The following is a 25,258-nucleotide window of genomic DNA, read 5'->3' as shown; positions in this document are numbered from 1 at the left end:
TCACCTGGGCATTGTGCAACTCACAGGGGCCTGGGTACTAGCCAGTAGGGCGGACAGGGTTCAATGGCACGGCACCGCCTTATCACTCATGGGGACGAAAGGCAGGACGACATGTCCGACTTCAAACCCGGTCTTGAGGGGGTCGTCGCCTTCGAGACCGAGATCGCCGAACCGGATAAAGAGGGCGGCGCCCTCCGGTACCGGGGCGTCGACATCGAGGAACTCGTCGGGCGCGTCTCCTTCGGCGACGCCTGGGGCCTCCTGGTCGACGACGCCTTCGACCCGGGCCTGACCCCGGCCCCGGCGCTGGCGCTCCCGGTCGTCTCCGGCGACGTCCGCGTGGACGCCCAGGCCGGCCTCCCGGCCCTCGCGCCGCGCTACGGCCTCAAGCCGCTGCTCGACATCTCCGACGAGCAGGCCCGCGCCGACCTCGCGCTGGTCTCGGCGAACGCGCTGTCGTTCGTCGCCCAGTCCGCGCGCGGCGTGGGAGTACCGGTCGTCCCGCAGTCCCGGGTGGACGAGGCGAAGACGATCACCGAGCGGTTCATGATCCAGTGGCGCGGTGAGCCCGATCCGCGGCACGTCCAGGCCATCGACGCCTACTGGGTCTCCGCCGCCGAGCACGGCATGAACGCCTCCACCTTCACCGCCCGCGTCATCGCCTCCACCGGCGCGGACGTGGCCGCGTCCATCTCGGGCGCGATCGGCGCGATGTCCGGTCCGCTGCACGGCGGGGCCCCGGCCCGCGTGCTGCCGATGATCGAGCAGGTCGAGCAGCTCGGCGACGCCCGCCGCGTGGTCGAGGGCATCCTCGACTCGGGCGAGCGGCTGATGGGCTTCGGCCACCGCGTCTACCGCGCCGAGGACCCGCGCGCCCGCGTGCTGCGCCGCACGGCCAAGGAGCTGGACGCGCCGCGCTTCGAGGCCGCCAAGTCGCTGGAGGACGCCGCCCTGGCCGTGCTCCGCGAGCGCCGTCCGGACCGCGCGATCGAGACCAACGTCGAGTTCTGGGCCGCGGTCATCCTGGACTTCGCCGAGGTCCCGACCGCGATGATGCCCGCGATGTTCACCTGCGGACGCACCGCCGGCTGGGCCGCGCACATCCTGGAGCAGAAGCGCACCGGCCGCCTGGTCCGCCCCTCGGCCCGCTACACCGGCCCCGGCACCCGCTCGATCAACGACGTGACCGGCGCCGCCGACGCCCAGAAGCGTTACGCGGCCTGACCCGCACACCCTGATCGCACGTCGGATCCCCAGCGGATCAGACGTCGGATCGCGGACGGATCGCACGACACGTGAGGCCCCTGGTTCTCCAGGGGCCTTGTTCGTGCCTACCCTCTCCGTCCATGGACGACGAACCCCTCGACGGCGACATCGGCCCGGCGGCGCCCGTCCTCAGGGACGCGCCCGAGCCGGACGGGCCGCGCCCCGGCGCGTCCGGCGGGCCGATGACGGTCGCCTCCGAACTGCGGCGGCTGGAGGACGAGCGCGAGGAGCGGCGGCGCCGCACGAACGCGGCGGCCGGACGCGTCGCGTTCTGGCTGCTGTCGCTCTTCCTGGCGTTCCTGGCCTACGACTCGGCCCGGACGGCGCACGAGGCGCGGCAGCGCGGCGACGACTGGGTCTACCCGCCCGCCGTGAACGCCGGGCTGTGCGCGCTGGGCGTCGTGCTCCTGGTCTCCCTGGCCCTCCGGCGACGCCGCCGGGGCCGGAGCCAGGACCGGGGCCAGGACCGGGGCCAGGACCGGGGCCGCGGCCGGTGATCGCGCTCCCCCACAGGTGAGAAGCGTCTCGGCATGTGGTCCGACCGGCGATCTTGGGAGGGCGGTCGGTACCCTTCGTGAGGTGACCGAGAGCGCGAATCCTTCCCTTGTCATTCCCGCCGACCTGAAGCCCGCCGACGGCCGGTTCGGCTGCGGGCCGTCCAAGGTCCGTCCCGAGCAGCTCGCCGCCCTCGCCGAGTCCGGCGACACCTACTTCGGCACCTCGCACCGCCAGAAGCCGGTGAAGTCCCTGGTCGGACGCGTCCGCTCGGGCCTTTCCGACCTGTTCTCCCTGCCCGACGGCTACGAGGTGCTGCTCAGCAACGGCGGCACCACCTGCTTCTGGGACGCCGCCGCGTTCGGGCTCGTCCGGAACCGGTCGCAGCACCTGGCGTTCGGCGAGTTCTCCAGCAAGTTCGCCAAGGTCACCAAGGGCGCGCCCTGGCTGGACGACCCGTCGGTGATCTCCGCCGACCCGGGTTCCCACCCCACGGCCCGCGCCGAGGACGGGATCGACGTCTACGCCCTCACCCACAACGAGACCTCCACCGGCGTCGCGATGCCGATCGCGCGTCCCGCGGGCACCTCGGCCGACGAGGCGCTCGTCCTGGTGGACGCCACGTCCGGCGCGGGCGGCCTGCCCGTGGACGTCAGCGAGACCGACGTCTACTACTTCGCGCCGCAGAAGTGCTTCGCGGCCGACGGCGGCCTGTGGATCGGCCTCGCCTCCCCGGCGGCGCTGGCCCGCATCGAGGAGATCGCCGCGTCCGACCGGTACATCCCGGAGTTCTTCAACCTGAAGACGGTCGCGGACAACTCCGCCAAGGACCAGACCTACAACACCCCCGCCGTCGGCACCCTGCTGCTCCTCGCCGAGCAGATCGAGTGGATGAACGCCAACGGCGGCCTGGCCTGGACCACCGCCCGCACCGCCGACTCGTCCCAGCGCCTCTACACCTGGGCGGAGAAGACCTCCTACACGACGCCGTTCGTCGCCGACCCGGCCCAGCGCTCCCAGGTCGTCGGCACGATCGACTTCACCGACGAGGTCGACGCCGCGGCGGTCGCCAAGGCGCTGCGCGCCAACGGCATCGTGGACACCGAGCCCTACCGCAAGCTGGGCAAGAACCAGCTGCGCATCGGCATGTTCCCGGCCATCGACCCGGCGGACGTCGAGGCTCTGACGCACTGCATCGAGTACGTGGTCGAGCACCTCTGACCTGACGCTGAAAGGGCGGGACACGAGCACGTGTCCCGCCCTTTCGCGTTCCGGGTCAGGCGACGGTGGCGGGCGGGGTCGGGGCGCGGCCCGCGGGCGCGGACGGGAGGAGCGGGGCGACGCGGTGGCGGAGGGCGGCCCGGTCGCGGGCGGCGTCGGACGGGGTGAAACCGGTCCAGACGCGGTCGTCGAGGTCGTAGGCGCGGGCGGTGGGGGTGAACCCGGCTCCGGTGAGGACCTCGGGACGGGCGCCGGGGCGGGGCGGGCCGAGCCGCAGGTAGGTGCCCTCGCGGAGCATGACGATCGTCGCGAAGCGGACGCTGGTGTGGCGTTCGGCGAGGCGGAACCACTTGGGGTTGGACGCCCAGTAGAGGTTCTGCTCGTCGTCGACGGCGACCGTGAGGGGGCTGCAGGCGGCGCGCGCGAGATGGACGACGTCCGGACGGGCCCGGTCGACCCAGGCGAGGGCGGCGCGTCCGACCAGGGCGGTGAGGACGGCGAGGACGTCGGGCACCGACGCCCGGCCCGCGAGGACCTGGAAGACCGGCTCGGAGTCGGTGCCGCCCGTCGCGTCCGGCGGGGCGAAGCGGGCGCGCAGGGCCCCGGCCTCGATGTCGCCGTTGTGGGTGGCGACGATCCCGGCGGCGAGGAGGGCGTGCGGGCCGACGGCCTCGCCGCCCCCGATGACCAGCGGGCTGGCGTTGTCCAGGGAGTGCGGGGTGCCCTGCGTGGCCCAGCGCGTGTGGCCGAGGACGACGGGCGCGCCGTCCAGCTCGGACAGCAGGTCGGGACGCCACACGGCCGAGAACGTGCCGCGTCCCTTGACCACGCGGCAGCCGTCGTGGACGAGGTCGCTGCTCCGGTCGTCCGCCACGCCCGAGAGCGGGGCCGCGTCCCGTCCGGCGGGACGGCCCGTCAGCAGGGCCAGGCCGGCCGAGTCGGTGCCGCGTTCCTCCGCGAGCGTTCCCAGGGTGACCACGACGTCCGAGGCGCGGTCCGGATGGGCCGCGTCGGGCGCGCGCAGCAGCCCGAACAATCCGCACATGCTCGATGAGACGTATCTCATGACCGGCCGGTTCGAGCCCGCTCCGGAGCCGAATAAGCTCGGAACGTGAACCGCGCGCCCCGATGGCTGCTCCCGACCGTGCTGACCGCGCTCGTGCTCGCCGTGGTCGTCGGCTCCGTGCTGCGTTGAGCCGGGTCGCCGCGCTGGCCCTGGCGCTCGCCGTCGCGTTCGCCCTCTGGCCGCTTCCGGCCACCGCCGCCCCGTCCCCCTCTCCCGTTCCGTCCGGTTCGCCGGGAACAGCCGGAGCCAGGGTCGCGTTCAAGATCGACGATGATCGGATCACCGAGTCGAGCGGATTGGCGGCCAGCGCCGCGCATCCCGGCGTCATCTACACCCACAACGACTCCGGCGGCACCGCGCAGATCTTCGCGGTCGGGCCGGACGGCGGCGTGCGGGCCGTGCTGACCCTCGCGGGCGCGAAGAACCGCGACTGGGAGGCCGTCGCGATGGGCCGGGACGACCGGGGCCGTCCGGCGATCTTCGTGGCCGACATCGGCGACAACCTCGGCGGGGCCTGGCCCTACGCGACCGTGTACCGGATCACCGAGCCGGACGTCCTGCGCAGCCAGACCGTCGAGCCCACCGCGTTCCGGTTCAAGTACGCGGGCGGCCCGCGCAACGCCGAGACGATGATGATCGACCCGCGCACGAACCGGCTCTACGTCGCGAGCAAGCTGTTCTCCGGAGCGCTGTACGAGGCGCCCGCCAAGCTCTCCACCAGCGGGTTCAACAAGCTGCGCAAGATCGGCGACGCCCCGCCCTTCGCCACCGACGGCGCGTTCGCCCCCGACGGCCGGCACTTCGTCATCCGCACCTACTTCGGCGCGCGCGTCTACGCCATGAAGCCGGACGGCACCCCCGGCGACTCCCACTCGATCCCGCTGCCCTCGCAGGAGCAGGGCGAGTCGATCACCTTCACGCCGGACGGATCGTCCCTGCTGACGGGCTCGGAGGGCGACGCGCAGGCGGTGTTCCAGGTCCCGCTGACCGGTGCGGACGCCGTGACCGGCGCGTCCCCGCCGCCCGACCCGAAGGGACTCACCAGCACCCCTCCGGGCAAGGACGATCATGACCAGGGTCATCTGAGACACACCGGCGGACGGCGGGTGGCGCTGGTCCTGGTCCTGGGGATCGCCGGGCTCGTCGGCTACGGGCTGGTCCGGCGGCGACGCTGAACTCCCACCGGTGAACCCCCGCCGGTGAAACCCGCAAAACCCCCACGACCGTCAGAACGGCCAGCGGATGGCAAAAGGAGGCTACGTGCCCGGCGGTTCCCGCGAGAGGATGCGGTCTGTGGAACATGAGCTGGTCGGCCTGCACGGGTTCGGCGGCCGGTTTCGCCCGGTCGCGCCGGGGCCGTTCGTCCTGCTGACGGTGGCGGCGGCGCTCGCGCCGGTGCGTCCCGGCTGGCTGTGGGCGGCGCTGGTGCTCGTCCTCGGCTCCGGGCCGTGGCTCGCGGGCGCGGTCGCGGCCGTCCTGCCCTGGGCGGCGCGGCACCGCGACCCGGCCTACTGGCGGCTGTCCGAACGCGGCCTGGAGCAGATCGGCCCGGACGGCGCCGTCCTGTCCAGCTACGAGCGCGACCGTATCGAGGGCCTCGGCGTCACCACCGCGGACGGCGTGCTCGTCGTCCAGCACAAGTTCGGCACCGCGGCGATCGGGCCGCTGCCGCAGCTCGGCCTGGAGCCGCTGGCGCTGTTCGTGACCGCGCGGCGGCTCGGCGTCCCGATCCGGCTGGTGCACGGCGAGGTCTCCGACCTGCTCGACCCCGCGCTGGACGAGCCGGGCCCTCCACCGGGCGAGCCCGGGGACGAGGACGCCGAGCTGGTCATCCCGCTCGGCCCGTCCCGCGACCTCGCGGCCGAGCGGCGGCTGCTCGACCAGGAGGCCGCGCTGCTCGCCGCCGCGCACGAGGACGCCGCCGAGGCCGCGTCCCCGGCGCCTGGGCCGGCCGTGCTCGCGTCCGCCGACCCGGTGCCGTCCCGCCGCCGCCTCCTGCTGCTGGGCTGGCTCTCCGGCGCGCTCGGCGTGGTCATGGTGGTGCGGCTGGCGGTCGACGGGTCCGCCGGGTTCGGCGTCCGGGTCGCGGCGGCGTGCTGGGTGCTGGCGTCGCTGACCGCCGTCCACGCGTCCCGCCGCCGTTCCACGGTCTCCACCCGGACGGTCTGGACGATCGACCGCGACGTCATCGAGGTCTCGCGCCGTCCGCGCCGGAGGCGCGCGCAGCGCCCGCACCGCGCCGCCGAGGCCCTCGCCGAGTCCTGGACCTCGAAATCCGAAGCCCGCGGCGACGTGCCGGGCGCGGAGGAGCGCGGCGTGGTCCCGGCGCGCGGGGCGCTGAGCGTCCCGGCGTCCGCGATCGCGGCGCTCGTCCTCGGGCCCGGTCTCCGCGCCGACTCGCTCACCGGACGGCCCCGGCGCAGCGAGCTGTCCGTGCTGGCGTTCGACCACCGGCTGCGGCTGGTGGCCCGGCTGCCCGCCCACGGCCTGGACGCCTTCCAGCTCGCGCACGCCCTCGCCGACCGCGGCTACCGCGTCGTCACCCCGGGCGCGCGGGCCCCGCGCTCCCCCGAGTACGGCCTGGAGGGGCTGCCGGAGATCTTCGCGCGGGTGCCCGGCGGACGCCTGGTCGTCGAGGACGGCGGGCTCGGCTGGGCCGACGCCGCCGGTGAGGTCGTCCTGCGGATGCCCGAGGACCGGCTCGGCGGCATCGAGCTGCTCACCATCGCCGGGCACGCCTGGGTCCGGCTCTACGACTCCGACGGGGACGAGTTCTTCGCCGCGCCGCTGTCGGCGCTGCGCATCTCGCGCACCGACCTGCGCGAGTCCGCCCGCCGCGAGGGCCTGCCGGTGAACGATGCCGAGTACGACGCGTACCTGAGCGCCGCGTTCCACTCGGCGGTCTCCACGCTGACGCTCCCCGCGAGCACCGCGGACACAGATGCGGACACCGACGCGGACGCCGATGCGGACGCGGACGCCGACGGCGCGCTGGCCCTGACCTCCGGCGTCGAGCCCGGGACGGTCCACGGTGGGCTCGCCACGCCGTCCCCCGCCGACGCGCCCGGCGTCCTGCTGGACGCGACGCGCCGGTCCCGGCTCGGCACCTATGGGATGAGCCTGCTGCTGGCCGAGATCGTCGCGCTCGTCGGCGCCGCCTGGCTCGGCCCGGACCTCGGCGGCTTCGCCGCGACGGCGAGCTGGTCCGTCCCGGCGGGGCTTCTGGTCGGCGTGGGCGGCTACTGGCTGCACGACCGCGACCGGCCGCGCCTGCGCGTGTCCCCGGCGGGCCTGGCCGTCGTCACGCGGCGCGGACGCGTCCGCTGGGAGCTGGCGCGCGACCGCGTGGCGGGCGTCGGCATCGACCACGCCGCCGAGCGCATGCCCCGCCTGGTCGTGTGGAGCCCGACCGGACGCGTCCTGCGCCAGGTCACCTTCCCGCCCGACCTCGCCGAGCTGCGCCGCGCCTGCGAACGCTACGGCCTCCCCTGGGGCCCGCCGGACGCCGACCACCCCACGCCCCCGCCCCCGGAGCTCTAACCCCCGCCGTCCAAGCGCCCGCCGTCCGGGCGCCCGGCCTCCGGGCGGGGCGCGCGCAGGGGCCAGGACTCCAGGGACTCGTACTCGACCTGCGTGCGCCCCTTGGCGGGCAGCCGGCTCTGGACGAGGTGGACGGCCTCGGCCGTCCACGGCTGGCCCGCGAACGACGACATCGGCTCCAGCAGCGGCCGGACGTCCACGGGGTGGCGGCTGCGGGCGAGCGTGAGGTGCGGGCGGAACGTGCTGTGGCGGTCCGGCGGGGTTCCGGCGCGGCGTCCGGCGGCGGCGGTCGAGGACGCGAGCGCCGCCAGGTCGCGGCGGTCGCCGTAGAGGCCCGTCCACAGGACCCGCGCGTGCGCGCCGCCGTCCGGGAACGCCCCGCCGCCCGCCAGCGACAGCGAGAGCCGGTCGTGGCGCGCGGCGGCCCGTTCGAGCCGGGGCAGGAGCTTCTCGAGGGTCCGGTCGTCGACGTCGCCGAAGAAGGCGAGCGTGACGTGCAGCAGCTCGCTGCGCGTCCAGCGCAGCTCCGGCACGATCCCCCGCAGCGGTTCGACGAACGCCTCCAGCTCGTCCAGGACCTCCTGCGGGGGCAACAGCGCGACGAACAATCTCATGCGTACGTCCGGGGTGCCACGTCCGTCAGCCTCTCAGCCCGGACCCGTCCTTGTCACGTCAGATGCCCTCCCACGTGCGACGTCAGCGTCCCGCGGTCGCCTCGATCAGCTTGGTGAGCCGCGGCCGGATCTCCGCGCGCGGGACGGCCACGGCCGCGACGGCGAGCGTTGCGGCGAGGGCCACGAGCCCGCCCACGACGACGGTGGCGCGCGGGCCGAACGTCTGCGACATCCAGCCGACCATCGGCGCGCCCAGCGGGTTGGTGCCGAGGAAGACGAGCATGTAGAGGCCCATGACCCGGCCGCGCATCTCGGGCTCGACGCCCAGCTGCATGGTCGCGTTCGCCGCCGTCGTGAACGTCATCATCGCGATCCCGGCGGGCACCAGGGACAGCACGTAGGACCAGAAGGTCGGCATGAGCCCGCCGAGCGTGACGAGGGCCGCGAAGACCAGCGCGGCGCCGATCAGCATCCGGAACCGCGGCCGGGCCGCGCGGCGGGCCGCCAGCAGCGCCCCGGTGAGCGCGCCGACCGCCATCATCGTGCTCGCCAGTCCGAACGTGGACGCCCCGGAGTGGAACACCTGCCGGGAGATCAGCGCGACCGTGATCTGGAAGTTCATCGCGAACATCGACACGACCCCGATGAGGACGAGGACCAGCATCAGGTCGGGGCGTCCGCGGACGTACCGCAGGCCCTCCCGCAGCTGGCCCTTGGCCCGCGCGACGGGCGCCACGGTGTTCAGCTCGTCCGTCCGCATCAGGTAAAGGCTGAGCAGGACGGCCCCGAACGAGGCCGCGTTGACGAAGAACACCGGGCCGGTGCCGATCGCCGCGATCAGCACTCCGGCGACCGCGGGCCCGATGAGCCGGGCGCCGTTGAACGTGGCGCTGTTGAGCGCGATCGCGTTGGGCAGGTCCTCGCGTCCGACCATCTCGACCACGAACGCCTGCCGGGTCGGGTTGTCCACGACGGTCGCGAGGCCGAGCAGGAACGCCAGCACGTAGACGTGCCAGACCTGCGCCGTCCCAGTGACGGCGAGCACCCCGAGCACCAGCGCGAGCAGCCCCATCGCGGTCTGGGTGAGCATCAGGACGCGCCGCTTCGGGTACCGGTCGGCGATGACGCCGCCCCACAGCCCGAACAGCAGCAGCGGCAGGAACTGGAGGCCGGTCGTGATCCCGAGGGCGGTGCCGCCGGTGCCGTGCGCCAGTTCGAGGACGAGCCAGTCCTGCGCCACCCGCTGCATCCAGGTGCCGGTGTTGGACACGACCTGCCCGCCGGCGTACCGCCGGTAGTTCCTGTTCCGCAGCGACCGGAACATGCCGTTCCGCGCCTCGCCCTCCTCACCGGGCCCCTCGGTCCGCCCGGTCTCGACCTCTACTTCTACTTCCGTCGTCGTGATCGTCGTTGTCGTGTTCGTCGTCTCCGTCGCCGTTCCGGTCCCGAGGGCCACCCCCACGCAGACACACCTCCGCCACCACAAAGTCTTTTACATTGCTAACGATATGCCCGTGTTCGGTATTCCGCCATACGGGCGAGAGGTGGTGGTACGGGGGGAAGCGGGCCTCAGGCGCGGCTGAGCTTGTCCAGCACGGGCGCGGCCCGGTGCAGGATGTCGCGTTCCTCGTCGCTCAGCTCGTTCAGACGGCGGGCGAGCCACTGCTCCTTGCGCCGCCGCTCCTCGGCGAGCAGGGTGTGCCCGGCGTCGGTCGGGACCAGGACGGCCTGCCGCCCGTCCGTCGGGTGCGGGGTGCGCTCCAGCAGGCCCTGGTCCTCCAGGAACGCGATCACCCGGGTCATCGACGGCGGCTGGACCTTCTCATGGTCGGCGAGCTCGCGCGGCGTCATGGAACCGTGCCGGGCCAGGGCCGCGAGGGCGGCGAACTGGGTCAGGGTGAGCGGCGGCCGGGCGTCCTCCGGACGGGCCGGACGCAGGGTGCGCAGGCGCCGCGAGAGGCGTGCCACGGAGATCCGCAGCTCCTCGGCCAGGCCGGCGGTGGTGGTGTCCAACGTCAGATGCCCTTCCCCTGCTGTCCCTGTCTCCATCGTCCCACGTCGGCGCCGGTTTCGAACCGGGGGCGGCGGCCGAGGCGGGGCCCGCTGCGCTTAGGCTGAACGCATGAGCCGTCCGCGCCGTCCCGATCCGCAGCCGCTCGCGACCAACGACGTCCACATCGCGATCGCCGGGACGGTCGCCTGGGCGGTCGCGCTGGTCGTGCTGCTGCTCGTCGGCCTCCCGTCGGACGAACGCTGGTGGCTGGGGGTGTGCGCCGTCGGCACCGGCATCGGCCTCTTCGCGATCTGGTACGTCCCGCGCCTCCAGGCGTCCCGGGCCCGCCTCGCCGCCGAACGCGCGGCCAAGCAGGGCTCCTAGCCCGCTTCCGGAACGGGTTTGGGCGGGATCCTAGATCGCCCCGAGCCCGCTTTCCATAGCCCGCCGCGCGGAGTTTGCCGCGGACCGCCCAGTCGGAGAGGGTCAGTGCTCCAGGTCGGCTTCGGCCAGGAGCGTCGCCGTGTCCTCAGGGGCGCGCAGCACGGCCTCGGCGAGGTGCCGGTCGGGCCATGCGCCGGACGTCCAGGCCAGGGCGCGCGCCAGCCCGGACGGGCCGGTCGCGTGGATCTCCCCGTCGCCCACCCACCAGGGGACGTCCACGCCGTCCACGGTCAGCCGGTCGTGCGCCAGGTAGGTGTCCGGAGCGTCCGGAAGGACGGCCCTGACCACCTCGGGAACCGCCGTCGGCGTCCCCGGCCCGGACGCCTCGCCCGTGACCTCTTCGCTCGCGCGCGGCAGGTCGAGCAGCTCGGCGAGCGCGCCCGCGGCGTCCGCCGAGGCGATCACCAGCGGCTGGCCCGTCAGCAGCGGCAGCAGGTCGGGACGGTCCAGGACGAGCGCGTCGGCGGCGTCCACGACCTCGACCCGGCCGTCCACGATCGCCCGCACGGCCTCGGGCGGCTCGACGTCGCGAGCCGCGGCGGCCAGGGCCGTCCACAGGACGCCGAGGTGCTCGCGGGAGATCACGCGGCCGGGATCGGCCATCCGGGCGAGCAGTTCGGCCGCGCCGCCCGGCTCGTCGAGAAGATCGTCCAGGGTGGTGCGGACGCCCAGCGCGAGCAGGAACCCCTCGTCCAGGCCGTCCGGGGCCTCGTCGTACAGACCGCTCAGCAGGTCCGAGCCGTCCGGCATGCGGAACTGGCCGGGCAGGCGGCCGGACAGAACGGGATGCCTCCGCAGCCACCACGCCGTATAGGACGGCGCGGTCACCCGGCGACCGCCGTCCACGCTGACCATGGCCGGTTCGACGACGGCGGCCCGCAGCGGAGGGCGGGCCAGCAGACCGAGGGCGGCGGGCCAGTCGTCCACGAGCTCCAGGTCGCGGACGGCCGTGAACTCGGGCACGAGGGGCGGCAGGTCCTGGTCGCCGGTGCGGCGCAGGACGTCCTCGGCCCAGAGGTCCTCGCCGTCCAGGTGGAGGGTGTCGGCGGCGTCCGCGAGGCCGATCACGTTGACGTCCTCGGCGCGGACGGTCGCGAGGCCGGAGAGGACACCGACGGCGGCGAGCGCCTCGGAGCCGAACCGCTCGACCAGCTCGGCGGCGACGGTCGCGAACGGCGCGTCGTCCGCCATGATCGTGTGCAGCGGGCTGTCCGGGAGCAGCAGCTCACCTGCCGCGTAGAGATCACCGTCGTCGGCGGGCAGCGCCAGGTGCTCCAGCCACGGCTCGTCGCCCGGGTCGAGCCGGGACTCGCGGACCAGTGTCAGCACGGCGCCCGCGAGCGCGTCCGGGTCGTCGTCGTCGAAGGACTCCTCGACGGCCGCCCGGACGGCCGCGTCGGCGAGCAGCTGGCGCGGCCCCGCCTCGATCGCGCCCAGCCTGGTCAGCAGCGCGTGGACGGCCTCGGGGTGGACGATCCGCAGGCCGAGCGGCTCCAGGGCCGTGGTGTCCCCGGTCGTGATCAGCGTGCCACGCGGGCCGCGCGCGAGCCGTCCGTCGGCGAGCGGGACGGGCAGCGCGCCCAGGCCGTCCGTGGACGCCCCCGACAGCGCCGCGTACAGCGACTTCCACCAGCTCGGCGGCCGTTCGAGGGAGACCAGCGCGTCGACGACGTCGGCCAGCTCCATGCGCCGGACGCCGAGCGCGTCGAGCGCCGGGCTCCGGACCGGCCAGCCCGGCGGCAGCAGGCCGGGCATGACGTCGGCCATGAGGTCGAGGAACGGCGGCGGCGCGTCCACGGCGACGGCGTCCCGGCCGCGTATCGGGCCGGGCAGCAGCGGGGTTTCGGGCAGGCGGGCCAGGATCGCGCGACGCAGCTTCGCGTCCAGCTCCCCGGCCCCGACCGGCCCCGGGACGAGCCCGAGCACCTCGGGCCCGACGGGAAGGCCGCGCAGCAGGTCGACATAGGCGTCGGCGGCGCGCTCGACCAGGAAGTCGGTCAGCGGGCCGGGCGCGACGTGCCGCCGGTCCGGGGCGAGCGGGAAGGACGCGATCAGCAGCGCGGGCAGGTCGATCCGCTCGTCGGAGGGCGTCGGCGCGTGCAGCACCGCCGGAACCCCGACCTTCTCCACCGACAGGACGCGCCCGGCGTCCGCGGGCAGCGCCCAGCGGACCTGCCAGCCGGTGCGCAGCCGCTCCTCGGTCGGACGATCCGCCAGCAGCTCGGCCGGGATCTCGCCGTGCGCCTCGGCCGTCCGCCACTCCCCGAGCCGGACCTCGCGGACGTCCCCGTCCACGTCGATCTCGACGGACTCCAGCGCGGGCAGGGCGAGCAGCAGGGCCGGTCCGACCTCGCCGAGCTGCCCCCGGACGCGCTCGACCGCCGTCCCGTCCCGCAGCGGCAGCCGGACGACCGTCGCGAACCCCTCGGGAACGCCGTCGGCCGCCGTGCCGAAGGGCAGCCGCAGCAGCGGCACGTGCCCCGACCGGACGGCCAGCTCCGACGCCAGCTCCGGGACGTCCGCGACCGCCGCGCGCGCACGCTCCAGCGACCACGCGACACCGCCCGAAGCGGACATGATGGACGGCTCGTCGCTGACCGAAACCACGGCCGCGAAGCCGACGCCGAACCGCCCAACGGATCCGGCTTCGTCCCGCTTCGCCGAGGCGCGCAGCGTGGACAGGGCCTCCACGCCGTCCGCCGTCAGCGGCGCGCCCGTGTTCGCCGCCGCCAGCACGTCCCCGCGCAGCGTGAGCCGCAGCCTCCCGGGAACGCCGGCGCGCAGCGCGGCGTCGGCCGCGTTCTGCGCCAGCTCGACCACGACCCGGTCGCGGTAGCCGCCGAGGGCGAAGTCCTCTTCGGTGTTGGCGTCGGCGCGGAACCGCGCCGGAGACTCGGCCCAAGCCCGCAGGACACGCGCCCGCAGCTCGCCGGTCCCGAACGAATCGTCCACAGCCGCGTCAGCCGTCGCCGGCCTCGGTGTCCCCGGAGCCGTCCTTCTTGCTCTTGGCCGTGCCGCGCTTGGCCGTCCTGCCCTTCGCGCCACCGCGCTTGGCCGGGGCGCGCTTGGCGGGGGCCCGCTTGCCGGACGCCTTCTTGACCTTGGTCTCCTCGACCTCGGCCTCGACCTCGGTGACCTCGGCCTCGACGTGCGCGCCGTCCTCCGCCTCGGCCTGCTCGTCCTGCTCGGCCGGGACGTCCGAGACGACCTCGAAGTCCAGCTCGTCCAGGACGGGCGGGCCGTGCTCGGACGCCGCCGGGAGGTTCACCGCCTCGGAGTGCGCGCCGCAGCCGTGGTCGGCCGAGACGACGCGGCCGTCGTCGGGCGCGTACTCGTTCGCGCAGACCCCGAACAGCCGCCGTAGCCCGCCCCCGAGCGTCACGTAGAAACCGCAGGTCGCGCACTGCGCGGGCGCGGACGCGGCGATCGGGGCGCGCGGCCCGGCGACACCGTCGTACCAGCGCTCGGCGGCGTCGCCCCGCCCCTCGGCCGACAGCACGCGGGAACGGCCGAGACCCAGCTCCCACTGGACCTGCCGCTCGCCCTCGTCCTCGACGGCGGTGAATCCCGGCGCGAGCCGCGGGTCGTCCGGCGCGGTCGGCATCAGGTCGCCCGGCCCGAGGTCGCCCGGACGCAGCCGCTCCAGCCACGGCACCCAGGCCGGGGCGAGCAGCGCGTCGTCGCCGGGCAGCAGCACGCACTCGTCGACCGTGACCGTCCGGGCGCGGGAGGCGCGCGCGACGGTGACCGCCCAGTGCCAGCCCTTGTACCCGGGGTCGAGGCAGGCGAAGTAGTGGGTGACGACGCGCTCGGCATCGGGGCTCAGCCCCAGGTGGTCGCCGACCCCGCCGGGCGCGGCGGTCTCCTCGGCGGCGGCGCGGGCGAGCTCGACCGCCTCGGCGCAGGCGGCGTCGAGGGCGGGCGGACGGCTGCGCCGCGTCCCGCCCGCGGCGGCGCCGGTGGCGGCTGCGGCGCCGGACCGGGACCCCGTGGAACGCGCGGTGCTGGACTGACGGGTTGGGCTCACCCTCCAATTCTCGCCCATGGAAGGGCATGGCCGGGCACGCGCCCGGCCCCCGGAGGGTCAATCGCCGCCCCGCCGGGAACATACCCTCGTCACAGGCCCCCAGCCGATCGGCCATGACCGAGGAGCGCGCCCGGCCCAGATGTCCGAATCCGCAGGTCATCCCGCTGAGGACCGCGATCAGCGCGGCCCCCGGACAACACGCGCGAACGCGGGTCACACCTCGGCCACAAACTCAGCACCAACCTCCCCCGGCAGCACGGACACGACGCCCAGCACGGGCCCGCCCGGGATCTCCGCACGACTCCGGCGGGTCGCGCGGAGGGCCGATGACGGCGCGCACGCGACGCCCGGCGCGGGCCCGGCCGGAGTCTTCGCACGGCTCCGGCGTGGCGCGCGGACGGCCGACGACGGCGCGGAGCGCGTCCGGAGCGTGGCCCGTCGCGCCGCCCGGCGTGTCGGCGCGGGCGCGCCGCGTGGCTCGGGCGACCCGCCGCGTTCGGGGTTCTGGTGCTGTCGAAGGCGTTCGGGGTGTTGAGGGCGGCGGTCACACCGCGTGTCCTGCCGGAGGCGATCACCCTGGTCACGGCCAACGCGCGGCTGTCGTTCGCGGGCCTGCTGGCGGCGGCCGTCGCGGCCCCGGTCGGCGCCGGCCTGAACCTGCTGATCGGCGCGGACTGGCTGCTGCGGCTCGCCCCGCTGGTGTTCGCACTCGGCGTCGTCCTCGTCCTGCGCCTGCCCGCCCACGTGGACGACCCGGACGCGGCCCGCCCGCCGTCCACGACCGGGACCGCCGTGCGGCGACGCCGGCGGACGCTCCTCAAGGTCGGCCCGGTCGTCGCCGAGGCGATGCAGGCGAACGCCGTGCTCCGCGCGTTCTCCGGCTTCCTGATCATCTACCTGGCCTTCGTGCTGCGGCAGGAGAGGTTCGATCCCGTCCCGCACACCGTGGCGCTCGGGCTGCTCGCGGCGTGCGCCGCCGCGGGCGGCCTCGCCGGGACGGCGCTCGGCGCGTGGATGAAGGCCCGCGCCCCGCAGGTCATCCTGTACTCCACGCTCGGGTTCGCCACGACCGTCGCCGTGGTGAGCGCCGTCCTGTTCGGGCTGTGGGCGGCGCTCGCCGTGGCGTTCGCGGGCGCGGCCGGGCAGACCCTCGGCAAGCTCTCCCTGGACGCGGTGGTCCAGCGCGAGATCGGCGAGGAGGTCCGCTCGTCCACCTTCGCGGTGTCGGAGACCCTGCACCAGCTGGTCTGGGTCGCGGGCGGGCTGCTCGGCCTCGCCCTGTCCCTGGTCGCGGACGGCCGCGTCGCGCTGCTGCTGGTCGCGGCGGCGCTGGCGGTGGCCCTGACCGTCCTGCTGATCCGCCGTTCCAGGGCCCACCGCCGCTCCGGTTAGAGGGCGGACCCGGCTACGGGGCGGCCAGGTCGTCGGCCACCGCGCGCAGCACGGTGGCGATCTTCTTGGCCTCCGCCGGGGACGGGTGCTTGCCGCGCCGGTAGGTGTTGGAGATGCCGTCCAGGAGCTTGATGAGGTCCTCGGTGATCATGACCATCTCGTCCGGCTTCTTGCGCTTCTGCCGGGCGATCGCCTTCTCCACCGAGGGCAGGGTCTCCAGCGCGCGCAGCTGGTGGGCCTGCTGGCCGCGCCTGCCCTCGACCACGCCGAACTCGACGCGCTGGCCGGGCTTGAGCGTCGTCACGCCGGCGGGGAGCGCCGAGGAGTGCACGAACACCTCGCCGCCGTCATCGCGGGTGAGGAAGCCGAATCCCTTGTCGGCGTCGTACCACTTGACCTTGCCAGTGGGCACGGGAACCTCGTCTAGCTCGCTTCTGGTTGGCCCTCAAGATTAGTGCCTCACCGACTGCCGGAGAACACGCGCGGGACGCCGGAAACCCTTGCGGGGCACGGGCCGAAGCTACCTGCGAACGTCCGGGACGGCATCCGAATATCCGTCCGGACGCCCTTCCTGATGACCGTTCGGGTTTCGGTCCCCGTAACGGCGGGTCAGCCAATCCGGGAACGCGCGCAGGTCGGGCAGGACGACGTCCGCGCCGTAGTCGGCGAGCGCCGCGGCGTCGAACGAGCCCGTGGCGACGCCGACCGAGGTGATCTGCGCGGCGCGAGCGGCGTCCACGTCGCCGATGTGGTCACCCACGTACGCGGACGCCTGGTGTTCGCGCAGCGCCGCGCCCTTGTCAGGGCCGAAGAGCCCGCCGACCACCGCGTCCACCGGCAGGGCGAGGTACCGGACGGTCCGCTCGGTGTCGGCCTGGTTCTTGCCGGACACCACGACGACCCGTCCGCCGAGGGCCCGGACGGCGTCGATCGCCTCGCGCGCCCCAGCCATCAGGGCGGTCGCCGGGATCGCGATGTCCGCGTACACGGCGCGGTACCGGGCGGCCATCTCCGGAACCCGCTCCGGCGGGAACCAGTGGCCGATCTCCACCTCCAGCGGGGGCCCGATCCGCCGGACGACCGCGCCGGTGTCGATCGGGACGCCGGTCTCCTCGGAGAGCGCCCGGTAGACGGCCGCGATCCCCTCCCGCGTGTCGGCCAGGGTCAGGTCGAGGTCGAATCCGATGGCGAAGGGCTCTTGGTAAGGCACGTCCCAAAGGGTAAAGGGGAGGGTATGACGGTTCCGCCGGTGGCGGCCACCGGCCGCCCACCCTTCCGCCCGACACAACGCACCCGGAACACGCGTACCCGCGCTCTCCCGGTAGTGGCGATGCGACGGGATCCGAGTAGGAGAGCGCGGGAGCTGTGTACGCGGCCGGTGTCACTCCGGTGCGGTGTTGTGGCGGTGCCTGGTGGAGTTATCCCCGCCGCCCCCTGCACCAACCTCGCCACCAGGGAAAACGCCGGTCTCGAAAGTCCCATGCGCGGCCCAAGGAGGGTGCCATGACGCAAGAGCGAGACTCCGCCTCCCGCACCGAGCCCGGCGGAACGTCCCGGACCCGACGCCTCGGGCCGTCCGGCGACGGCGGCGGGCTGGGGGCCGCCCGGCAGCGCGCGGTCGCCTGGATCGTGACGCTGATCTCGATCGTGACGACCGTGGTCGTGCTGATCCTGGCCGTCCACATCGTCTTCGTGGCGTTCGACGCCAACACCGGCAACGCGCTGGTGCACCGGATCAGCGGCTGGGCCGACGACCTCGCCTGGCAGTTCAGGGACGTCTTCCAGCCGGAGAACCACAAGGCCGAGGTGGCCGTCAACTACGGCCTCGCCGCCGTGGTCTACCTGGTGATCGGCCGGATCCTGGTCGCCCTCGTCCGCCGCGTCCGGTAGCCGCGCCCCGAAGGCCAGGGCGCCCCGGAACGTCAGAAGGCCTCGAGCGGGGACGACTCGACCAGCTCGGACGGCCCGCCGTCCGGGTCCAGGATCCGCACGGCCTCGAACGGCCACGACGCGTCCACCCAGTGCCGGACGAACTCGGCCAGCTCCTTGCCGAGGCCGGGATGGTCACCGCCGGAGCGGACCCAGAACAGCAGGACGGCCTGCGCGCCGTCCTCGGCGTCCCGCTCGGCGGGCAGCACGTGGATGCGGCCGAGCTGGCGCTCCTCGTCCGGGGTGGTCACCACGTAGGTGAACTGGCGGCGCAGCTGCCCTTCCTTCTGCATCCACGCCACGTCCACCAGGGCCTGCTCGGCGGTCAGGTCCGGATGCGGCCAGCCCCACTCGGCGTGGAAGCGCTCGCGCAGCGCGTCCAGGCTGTCCATGACCGCGAAGTAGTCGCGCATGGCGTCGTGCACGGTGATCGGACGGATCCGGAAACCCTGGCCGGCCACCAGCGTGGGGACCACGAAATCCTCGGGCAGGAAGGCCGCCCGGCCTCCCGTCCGCGGCGACATCGCCATCGACGCCCCTTCCCGGTTCCGGCCCCTCCCGGCGACGGGCGCGAAGCCAACGACTCTAGCCCCAGGCGGCCCGGCCGAACGCGGAGATCGGGTTTTCGGGCGCGCGCCGAGTGGGCCTGAGGCATGGCCGCTCCCGGATGCCTTAGCCTTCTTACGGAGGGGAACACACAAACATGACGACTTCTACGCGCGAGCGCATCGTGGCCGAGTCGCTCCGGCTCTTCGCCGACCGGGGCTACGCCGCGACGTCGGTCGCCGAGATCGAGGCCGCGGCGGGCCTGTCGCCCGGCGCGGGCGGGCTGTACCGGCACTTCCGATCCAAGGAGGAGGTGCTCTCGGCCGCGATCCGCGAGCACATCGAGCGCACCCGGCAGCAGGTCAGCGACGTCCTCGACCAGGCCATCCAGTACGAGGGACGGCCGCTCGAGGTCCGGCTCCGGATGACCTGCCAGGCCGGGCTGGCCAAGATGCGCGAGGAGCAGGACCTCATCCGCGTCCTGTTCCGCGACCTGGACCAGTTCCCCAACCTGGTCGCGGAGATGCGCGAGGGCATCGTCAACCCGCTCTACGACGGCATCGCCACCTGGCTCTCCCAGCAGCCCGAGTTCGCGGACTCCGACGAGGACTGGGCCGCGATCGCCTCGATCCTCGGCGGCGCGGTGGTGAACTACTGGCTGGCCAACGAGTCGATGTACGAGCCGCCGACCCGGATCGACGAGAAGCGGTTCGTGGACGGCTGGGCCCGGCTCGGCCTCGGCCTGGTCAACCTGGACCGCACGCCCGCCTCCTCCTGAGGCCGCGTCCCGGGCCATGGTGGACAGCTTCGCGGACTGGCTGCGCTCCCGCGACGACGACGAGCTGCGGGCCCTGCTCGCGGCGCGCCCGGAGCTGGTCGCGCCCGTCCCCGCCGACCTGACCGCGCTCGCCGCCCGGGCCGGGACGCCCGCCGCGGTGTCCCGCGCCCTGGACCGGCTCGACGCGTTCTCCCTGGCCGTCCTCGCCGGGGTCCTCGTGCTGCCGGACCCGGTCCGCGTCGCCGACCTGGCGGCGGCGCTGCCCGCGCCGCGCCGCGCGGTGTCGGCCGCGCTCGCCACGCTGCGCCGCGACGCCCTGGTCTGGGGCCCCCGGACGTCCCGGGCCGCGCCCGGCGTCCGGCAGGCCCTGCCGCACCCCGCGGGCCTCGGCCCGCCCGCCGCCGAGGTGTTCGCCTCCTACCCGGTCGACCGGCTCACCGCCCTGGTCACCGACCTCGACGGCGACGTCCCGCGCGGCTTCACCGACGCGGGCCGCCTGATCGCCCTGGTCGCCGAACGGCTCGCCGACCCGTCCGGCCTGATCGCGGACGCCGGGGACGAGGCCCGCGCCGCCCTCGACCGGCTCGCCTGGGGCCCGCCGGTCGGACGCGTCGCCGACGCCCGCCGTCCGGTCCGCCTCGACACCGCCGAGACCCCGGTCGAACGGCTCCTCGCGCGCGGCCTGCTCGCCGCCGAGGACGACCGCACCGTGACCGTCCCGCGCGAGGTCGCCCTCCACCTGCGCGGCGGCCACCTGTTCCGCGACCTCGCCGCCGACCCGCCCGCGCTCGGCGCGGACGCGCGCGCCCGCGCCGAGGACACCGTCGTGCGCGGCGCGGCGGGCGAGGCGTTCACGGTCGTCCGGGAGATCGAGGAGCTGCTGGAGCGCTGGAGCCTGGAGCCGCCGCCGGTACTGCGCAGCGGCGGGCTCGCCGTCCGCGACCTGCGCGCCGCCGCCACCCTGCTGGACGTCCCGGAGTGGCGGGCCGCGCTGCTCGCCGAGATCGCCCAGGCCGCGGGCCTGCTCACCCGGTCCGGCGACCTGGACGGCGAGTGGCTGCCGACGCCCGCCTACGACCTGTGGCTGCGCCGCGACATCGCCGGCCGCTGGACCGAGCTCGCGCACGGCTGGCTGCGCACCGACCGCGTCCCCGGCCTGGTCGGCGAGCGCGACGACCGCGACCGGCTGGTCAACGCGCTCAGCGAGTCCGCCCGGCACGGCAGCGCCCCCACGACCCGGCACGCGGCCCTGGCGATCCTCGCGGACGCCCCCGCCGGGATCCCGGTCACCCCGACGGCCGTCCGCGAACGGCTCGACTGGCTCCAGCCCCGCCGCGGCGGCCCGCTCCGCGACCGGCTCGTGGACTGGACGCTGCGCGAAGCCGCCGTCCTCGGCCTCACCGGCTACGGCGTCCTCGCCCCCTTCGCCCGCGACCTGCTGGACGGCGCCGACCCCGAGCCCACGCTCGCCAAGCACCTCCCCGAGCCCGGCGACAAGGTGCTCATCCAGGCCGACCTGACGGCCGTCGCGCCCGGCCCCCTCGTCACCGACCTCGGCCGCGAGCTGGCGCTCACCGCCGACGTCGAGTCGACCGGCGGCGCGACGGTCTACCGGTTCACCGCCGAGTCCGTCCGCCGCGCCCTGGACGCCGGACGCTCCGCCGCCGACCTGCTCGACATGCTGACCAGGCACTCCGCGACGCCCGTCCCGCAGCCGCTGGCCTACCTGGTCGAGGACGTCGCGCGCAGGCACGGCCAGCTCCGCGTCGGGTCCCTGGTCTCCTACGTCCGCGCCGACAACCCGGCCACGCTGGACGAGATCCTCGCCGACCGCCGCGCGGACCCGCTGCGCCTGCACCGGCTCGCGCCGACCGTCCTCGCGTCCGGGCTGGGCCGCGCCGACCTGCTGACCGGGCTGCGCGGGCTCGGCCTCGCCCCGGTCGCCGAGTCCCCGGGCGGCGGCGTGATCGTCACCCGCCCGGACGCCCGGCGCGCGGAGCCCCCGCCGTCCACCGAGATCGTCCGGCTGCGTCCGGCCGACGCCGCCGAGGACTCGGTGATCATCGCGACCGTCCGGGCGCTGCGCGCGGGCGAGGAGGCGTCCCGGCTCGGCGCGGCCCGCCAGGCCGCCGGACGCCCGGACGGCGAGCCGCCCCGATCCCCCGCCGTCGCGACCGTCGAGCTGCTGCGCGGCGCGGTCGAGAAGGGCGTCCGCGTCTGGATCGGCTACCTCGACCAGCAGGGCCAGGCGTCCAGCCGCATCGTCGAGCCGATCCGCGTCGAGGGCGGCTTCCTGACCGGCTTCGACGCGACCCGCGCGGCCGTCCACCGCTTCGCCCTGCACCGCATCACCGGCGTCACCGAACTCGCCCCCGAATAGCCCCTGGGGCAGGGGTCCCTGATCAAGCCCGCCTGATCTGCGCGCCTGATCTGCGCGCCTCCTCGGCGACCGGGGGTGTCCGCTACGTCACAGCGGACACCCTCGGGAAGAGCCCGGAGGTGCCGGAACGTTGTGTTCTCGGGGTAACGTGCGCAGACCGTCCCGCCGTGGACGTCCCATGCGCGCGGGCAGCGGCGCGGACGACGCGTCCGCCCGCCGACCCCGTCCCACCCGCCGTCCGATGAGCTTGGGGGCACCGTTCTCGTGACCGATGGGCCGCTGATCGTCCAGTCCGACAAGACGCTGCTGCTGGAGGTCGACCACGAGCTGGCCGACGCCTGCCGGCAGGAGATCGCGCCGTTCGCCGAGCTGGAACGCGCGCCCGAGCACGTCCACACCTACCGGGTGACCCCGCTCGCGCTCTGGAACGCGCGCGCCGCCGGGCACGACGCCGAGCAGGTCGTGGACGCGCTGCTGAAGTTCTCCCGCTACCCCGTCCCCCACGCCCTGCTCGTGGACGTCGCCGACACCATGGCCCGCTACGGCCGCCTCCGCCTGGAGAAGGACCCCGTCCACGGCCTGGTGCTCTCCTCGTCCGACCGCGCGGTGCTGGAGGAGGTGCTGCGCGCCAAGAAGATCAAGGGCATGATCGGCGACCGGATCGGGGACGACGCGGTGGCCGTCCACGCCAGCGAGCGCGGCGCCCTCAAGCAGGCCCTGCTCAAGCTCGGCTGGCCCGCCGAGGACCTCGCCGGCTACGTGGACGGCGAGGCCCACCCCATCCACCTGGACGAGGACGGCTGGGAGCTGCGCCCCTACCAGCGCGAGGCCACCGACGCGTTCTGGCACGGCGGCTCCGGCGTCGTCGTCCTGCCCTGCGGATCCGGCAAGACCACCGTCGGCGCCGCGGCCATGGCGAAGGCCAAGGCGACCACGCTGATCCTGGTCACCAACACCGTCTCCGCGCACCAGTGGAAGCAGGAGCTGCTCCGCCGCACCACCCTCACCGAGGACGAGATCGGCGAGTACACCGGCGCGAAGAAGGAGATCCGCCCGGTCACCATCGCCACCTACCAGATCATGACGACCCGCCGGAAGGGCGTGTACCCGCACCTGGAGCTGTTCGATGCCCGCGACTGGGGCCTGGTCGTCTACGACGAGGTGCACCTGCTGCCCGCGCCGATCTTCCGGATGACCGCCGACCTCCAGGCGCGCCGCCGCCTCGGCCTCACCGCCACGCTCGTCCGCGAGGACAACCGCGAGGGTGACGTCTTCTCCCTGATCGGCCCCAAGCGCTACGACGCCCCCTGGCGCGACATGGAGTCCCAGGGCTGGATCGCCCCCGCCGACTGCGTCGAGGTCCGCGTCACCCTCACCGACTCCGAGCGGCTCGCCTACGCCACCGCCGAACCGGAGGAGCGCTACCGCTTCTGCGCCACCACCGACACCAAGACCCGCCTCGTCCAGGCGCTGGTCAAGCGGCACGAGGGCGAGCAGCTGCTCGTCATCGGCCAGTACATCGACCAGCTGGACGAGCTGGGCGAGCTCCTCGGCGCCCCGGTCATCAAGGGCGAGACCCGGGTGAAGGAACGCGAGCGGCTCTTCGACGCGTTCCGTTCCGGCGAGCAGAACGTCCTGGTCGTGTCCAAGGTCGCCAACTTCTCCATCGACCTGCCCGAGGCCACGGTCGCCGTCCAGGTGTCCGGCGCGTACGGCTCCCGGCAGGAGGAGGCCCAGCGCCTCGGACGGCTCCTGCGGCCCAAGGCGTCCGGCGCGGGCGCCCGCTTCTACGCCGTCGTCGCCCGCGACACCCTCGACCAGGACTACGCGGCGCACCGCCAGCGCTTCCTCGCCGAGCAGGGATACGCCTACCGGATCGTCGACGCGGACGCCGTTTTGTCAGGCGAGGACATCTAAGGCCGATTCCTTCCCCCGCTCCTTTTCAGATGTCGAGGAAAAACCCCTACAGGCTCGACATCACGCACCGCTGATCGCGACCATGGGCGCTCTCTCGTCGTCGTTCGGGAGGAGCGTCCATGCCCCCTTCTTTCGGCCGCCACGGCGGCGTCCGTCCGCCACGCGGGCTGGCCCGCGCCGCGATCACCGCCACCCTCTCCGCCTCGTTCCTGGCCTCCGTGGACGGCCTGGCCTGGGCGTCCCCTTTCAATGAGGACGCCACAGGCACGCCCGTCGTGGCCGTGAACGAGGCCACCAAGTCGATCGAGTTCTATCCGTCCCCTCAGCCCGGCAGGGCGTGGCAGCCGGCCAAGCGCTGGCGTCCGGTCTCGTCCTGGGGCCGCGGGGTGGACGCCAGGCTCCGTCCCGGCGGTTCGTACGGCGGCCGTGTCCTGGCCATCGCCGACGGCGCGTCCGGCTATGTCGGCATCTACACCTACCCCGGCCTGCAGCGGAAGTGGTCGGTGTACGTCGGCGGCACCCGCACCGCCAACGTCCACGGCGTCGAACTCCTGCCGGACGGCAACGTCGCCATCGCCAACTCCGCGGGCGCGGGCGGCGGCAGCATCAAGATCTTCGCCCGGAAGACCGCCAAGGTCCTCACACAACGGACCTTCCCGGGCGCACACGAGGTGCTCTACGACCCGTCCCTGCGCGCCCTGTGGGCCATCGGCAGCGACAGACTGACCAGGTACCCGTACCGCTCCGGCGGACTCGGCGCCCCGGTCGTCTACAAGCTCCCACGCTCGTCCGCCTATCCGGCGTCCAGGAACGTCCCGTCCTTCGGCCACGACGTCCAGCCCGTCTACGGCCGCAAGGACCGCCTCTGGATCGTCACGAGCAACGGAATCACCCAGTTCTCCAAGACCGCCGCCAAGCCCTGCCGACTCGTCCCCACCGCGGTGAAGTGGCCCCGTCCCGGCCTGGACGGCGCGGGCCGCCGCTACTGCAACGACTTCCCCGGCACAGCCACCCTGAACGCCGGTAACCCGACCCCGGACCACGTGGGCAGCTACCGCCGCCAACCGAAATCCATCGGAAACGACCCCGCCACCGGACGCGTCCTGCTCACCTATCCGGCCTCGGCCCCTGGCTACCACAGCTGGACGACGCCCTACGCGACCCTCTACTCCCCACCCGGCTGGCGTCCCGTCCGGTACACCCCGAACAGGACGAAGACCGCCTACTACCGAGCCCGCTGGCTGATCCCCACCTACCAATAACTCCGAACGCCCCACAAGCAAAAAGGGCCCCGCCACAAGTGGCGGGGCCCATAAAAAAGTAGTGAGGCCCCGCCATTTCTGGCGGGGCCTCACCCAATATATGTCCGGCGGCGTCCTACTCTCCCACACAGTCTCCCATGCAGTACCATCGGCGCTGAGGGGCTTAACTACCGGGTTCGGGATGGGACCGGGTGTTTCCCCCTCGCCATAACCACCGAACGATCAACGCACAACCCTGAAACACCGGGTTGGCAAGTCTCGTTCGAGCCGTCAAAGCTCGGATATTCACTTCATAGCGGAGCCCAGTTGTTTTCTGGGAACCACACAGGGACGCGAACAACTGTTTCTAGCAGCGATTGGTTTGAACGTTCAGTGTGTTCAAGCCACT

20 protein-coding genes, 1 rRNA gene and 1 pseudogene are annotated in these 25,258 nt (G+C 74.1%); 12 read left to right on the top strand and 10 right to left on the bottom strand.

Annotated elements, in window-relative coordinates; all coding sequences use genetic code 11:
- The first annotated feature begins 111 nt into the window (after nucleotides 1–111).
- From P696_RS0129260 to serC, 3 genes are all read left to right on the top strand, one after another.
- A complete protein-coding gene (locus P696_RS0129260) occupies nucleotides 112–1,224 on the top strand; it encodes a citrate synthase 2 (protein WP_026415110.1) in 1,113 nt (370 codons plus the stop codon).
- A gap of 122 nt (nucleotides 1,225–1,346) precedes the next feature.
- The gene (locus tag P696_RS0129255; protein WP_026415109.1) at nucleotides 1,347–1,763 is read left to right on the top strand and encodes a hypothetical protein; all 417 of its coding nucleotides are present in this window, start codon (nucleotides 1,347–1,349) and stop codon (nucleotides 1,761–1,763) included.
- Between the two features lie 82 nt (nucleotides 1,764–1,845).
- Nucleotides 1,846–2,982 carry a phosphoserine transaminase gene (gene serC, locus P696_RS0129250; RefSeq protein WP_026415108.1) on the top strand — a complete coding sequence of 379 codons (1,137 nt, stop codon included), beginning with the start codon at nucleotides 1,846–1,848 and terminating at the stop codon, nucleotides 2,980–2,982.
- 55 nt (nucleotides 2,983–3,037) lie between these two features.
- Here serC and P696_RS0129245 read toward each other — a convergent pair whose 3' ends face one another.
- On the bottom strand, nucleotides 3,038–4,048 hold the full coding sequence (locus tag P696_RS0129245; protein ID WP_084338352.1) for a class II glutamine amidotransferase: 1,011 nt from the start codon (nucleotides 4,046–4,048) through the stop codon (nucleotides 3,038–3,040).
- Between the two features lie 125 nt (nucleotides 4,049–4,173).
- On the opposite strand from P696_RS0129245, the gene P696_RS0129235 reads away from it, so the two are divergent.
- Nucleotides 4,174–5,223: a hypothetical protein gene (locus tag P696_RS0129235; protein ID WP_026415106.1), complete on the top strand. Its 1,050-nt coding sequence runs from the start codon at nucleotides 4,174–4,176 to the stop codon at nucleotides 5,221–5,223.
- 118 nt (nucleotides 5,224–5,341) lie between these two features.
- Nucleotides 5,342–7,588, top strand: a complete 2,247-nt coding sequence (locus P696_RS0129230) for a hypothetical protein (RefSeq protein WP_026415105.1) — start codon at nucleotides 5,342–5,344, stop codon at nucleotides 7,586–7,588.
- Here P696_RS0129230 and thpR read toward each other — a convergent pair.
- From thpR to P696_RS0129215, 3 genes are all read right to left on the bottom strand, one after another.
- The gene (gene thpR / locus P696_RS48905; RefSeq protein ID WP_051468332.1) at nucleotides 7,585–8,202 is read right to left on the bottom strand and encodes an RNA 2',3'-cyclic phosphodiesterase; all 618 of its coding nucleotides are present in this window, start codon (nucleotides 8,200–8,202) and stop codon (nucleotides 7,585–7,587) included. The genes P696_RS0129230 and thpR overlap by 4 nt on opposite strands.
- A gap of 82 nt (nucleotides 8,203–8,284) precedes the next feature.
- Complete coding sequence (locus P696_RS0129220) at nucleotides 8,285–9,526, bottom strand: MFS transporter (protein ID WP_026415104.1); 1,242 nt, start codon at nucleotides 9,524–9,526, stop codon at nucleotides 8,285–8,287.
- A gap of 245 nt (nucleotides 9,527–9,771) precedes the next feature.
- On the bottom strand, nucleotides 9,772–10,251 hold the full coding sequence (locus P696_RS0129215; protein ID WP_051468331.1) for a MarR family transcriptional regulator: 480 nt from the start codon (nucleotides 10,249–10,251) through the stop codon (nucleotides 9,772–9,774).
- Nucleotides 10,252–10,324: 73 nt separating this feature from the next.
- Between P696_RS0129215 and P696_RS0129210 the strand changes: the two genes are divergently transcribed.
- The gene (locus tag P696_RS0129210) at nucleotides 10,325–10,579 is read left to right on the top strand and encodes a DUF2530 domain-containing protein (RefSeq protein ID WP_026415102.1); all 255 of its coding nucleotides are present in this window, start codon (nucleotides 10,325–10,327) and stop codon (nucleotides 10,577–10,579) included.
- Nucleotides 10,580–10,681: 102 nt separating this feature from the next.
- On the opposite strand, the gene P696_RS0129205 is transcribed toward P696_RS0129210, so the two are convergent.
- Complete coding sequence (locus P696_RS0129205; protein ID WP_026415101.1) at nucleotides 10,682–13,591, bottom strand: sacsin N-terminal ATP-binding-like domain-containing protein; 2,910 nt, start codon at nucleotides 13,589–13,591, stop codon at nucleotides 10,682–10,684.
- A 232-nt stretch (nucleotides 13,592–13,823) separates the two neighbouring features.
- Nucleotides 13,824–14,471, bottom strand: a pseudogene (locus tag P696_RS58405) (DUF3027 domain-containing protein); the annotation flags it as partial.
- 702 nt (nucleotides 14,472–15,173) lie between these two features.
- On the opposite strand from P696_RS58405, the gene P696_RS48895 reads away from it, so the two are divergent.
- Nucleotides 15,174–16,058 (top strand): MFS transporter, encoded by an 885-nt coding sequence (locus P696_RS48895; protein WP_051468330.1) that lies wholly within the window; start codon nucleotides 15,174–15,176, stop codon nucleotides 16,056–16,058.
- Nucleotides 16,059–16,071: 13 nt separating this feature from the next.
- Here the strand turns inward: P696_RS48895 and P696_RS58885 are convergent, their stop codons facing one another.
- Nucleotides 16,072–16,470, bottom strand: coding sequence for a cold-shock protein (locus P696_RS58885; protein WP_026415100.1), 399 nt, complete (start codon nucleotides 16,468–16,470; stop codon nucleotides 16,072–16,074).
- Nucleotides 16,471–16,578: 108 nt separating this feature from the next.
- Entirely contained in the window at nucleotides 16,579–17,268 is a 690-nt protein-coding gene (locus P696_RS48890; protein WP_245627853.1) for an HAD family hydrolase, read from the bottom strand.
- 293 nt (nucleotides 17,269–17,561) lie between these two features.
- On the opposite strand from P696_RS48890, the gene P696_RS57585 reads away from it, so the two are divergent.
- Nucleotides 17,562–17,948, top strand: coding sequence for a hypothetical protein (locus P696_RS57585; RefSeq protein WP_157429983.1), 387 nt, complete (start codon nucleotides 17,562–17,564; stop codon nucleotides 17,946–17,948).
- Nucleotides 17,949–17,980: 32 nt separating this feature from the next.
- Here the strand turns inward: P696_RS57585 and P696_RS48885 are convergent, their stop codons facing one another.
- Nucleotides 17,981–18,517 (bottom strand): hypothetical protein, encoded by a 537-nt coding sequence (locus tag P696_RS48885; RefSeq protein ID WP_064744147.1) that lies wholly within the window; start codon nucleotides 18,515–18,517, stop codon nucleotides 17,981–17,983.
- Nucleotides 18,518–18,690: 173 nt separating this feature from the next.
- Between P696_RS48885 and P696_RS0129170 the strand changes: the two genes are divergently transcribed.
- From P696_RS0129170 to P696_RS53070, 4 genes are all read left to right on the top strand, one after another.
- Nucleotides 18,691–19,311, top strand: coding sequence for a TetR/AcrR family transcriptional regulator (locus P696_RS0129170; RefSeq protein WP_026415098.1), 621 nt, complete (start codon nucleotides 18,691–18,693; stop codon nucleotides 19,309–19,311).
- 16 nt (nucleotides 19,312–19,327) lie between these two features.
- A complete protein-coding gene (locus tag P696_RS0129165; RefSeq protein ID WP_245627852.1) occupies nucleotides 19,328–21,691 on the top strand; it encodes a helicase-associated domain-containing protein in 2,364 nt (787 codons plus the stop codon).
- A gap of 264 nt (nucleotides 21,692–21,955) precedes the next feature.
- Nucleotides 21,956–23,608 (top strand): DNA repair helicase XPB, encoded by a 1,653-nt coding sequence (locus P696_RS0129160; protein ID WP_026415096.1) that lies wholly within the window; start codon nucleotides 21,956–21,958, stop codon nucleotides 23,606–23,608.
- A gap of 119 nt (nucleotides 23,609–23,727) precedes the next feature.
- Nucleotides 23,728–24,870, top strand: coding sequence for a DUF6528 family protein (locus P696_RS53070; RefSeq protein ID WP_051468329.1), 1,143 nt, complete (start codon nucleotides 23,728–23,730; stop codon nucleotides 24,868–24,870).
- Between the two features lie 102 nt (nucleotides 24,871–24,972).
- On the opposite strand, the gene rrf is transcribed toward P696_RS53070, so the two are convergent.
- Nucleotides 24,973–25,089 (bottom strand): 5S ribosomal RNA (gene rrf, locus P696_RS0129150).
- Nucleotides 25,090–25,258: the final 169 nt, after the last annotated feature.

The sequence above is a fragment of the Actinomadura oligospora ATCC 43269 genome (assembly GCF_000518265.1).
GTDB classification, from domain to species: Bacteria; Actinomycetota; Actinomycetes; order Streptosporangiales; family Streptosporangiaceae; genus Spirillospora; species Spirillospora oligospora.
The sequence above is the reverse complement of the archived record's forward strand: the minus strand, read 5'-3'. Positions and strand labels throughout refer to the sequence as shown.

What these genes read in the sequence shown, in the direction of transcription:
- P696_RS0129260 (WP_026415110.1), top strand. Translation starts at nt 112, where the DNA reads ATGTCCGACTTCAAACCCGGTCTTGAGGGGGTCGTCGCCTTCGAGACC.
- P696_RS0129255 (WP_026415109.1), top strand. Translation starts at nt 1,347, where the DNA reads ATGGACGACGAACCCCTCGACGGCGACATCGGCCCGGCGGCGCCCGTC.
- P696_RS0129245 (WP_084338352.1), bottom strand. Translation starts at nt 4,048, where the DNA reads ATGAGATACGTCTCATCGAGCATGTGCGGATTGTTCGGGCTGCTGCGC.
- thpR (WP_051468332.1), bottom strand. Translation starts at nt 8,202, where the DNA reads ATGAGATTGTTCGTCGCGCTGTTGCCCCCGCAGGAGGTCCTGGACGAG.
- P696_RS0129220 (WP_026415104.1), bottom strand. Translation starts at nt 9,526, where the DNA reads ATGTTCCGGTCGCTGCGGAACAGGAACTACCGGCGGTACGCCGGCGGG.
- P696_RS0129215 (WP_051468331.1), bottom strand. Translation starts at nt 10,251, where the DNA reads ATGGAGACAGGGACAGCAGGGGAAGGGCATCTGACGTTGGACACCACC.
- P696_RS0129210 (WP_026415102.1), top strand. Translation starts at nt 10,325, where the DNA reads ATGAGCCGTCCGCGCCGTCCCGATCCGCAGCCGCTCGCGACCAACGAC.
- P696_RS57585 (WP_157429983.1), top strand. Translation starts at nt 17,562, where the DNA reads ATGACGCAAGAGCGAGACTCCGCCTCCCGCACCGAGCCCGGCGGAACG.
- P696_RS48885 (WP_064744147.1), bottom strand. Translation starts at nt 18,517, where the DNA reads ATGGCGATGTCGCCGCGGACGGGAGGCCGGGCGGCCTTCCTGCCCGAG.
- P696_RS0129170 (WP_026415098.1), top strand. Translation starts at nt 18,691, where the DNA reads ATGACGACTTCTACGCGCGAGCGCATCGTGGCCGAGTCGCTCCGGCTC.
- P696_RS0129165 (WP_245627852.1), top strand. Translation starts at nt 19,328, where the DNA reads ATGGTGGACAGCTTCGCGGACTGGCTGCGCTCCCGCGACGACGACGAG.
- P696_RS53070 (WP_051468329.1), top strand. Translation starts at nt 23,728, where the DNA reads ATGCCCCCTTCTTTCGGCCGCCACGGCGGCGTCCGTCCGCCACGCGGG.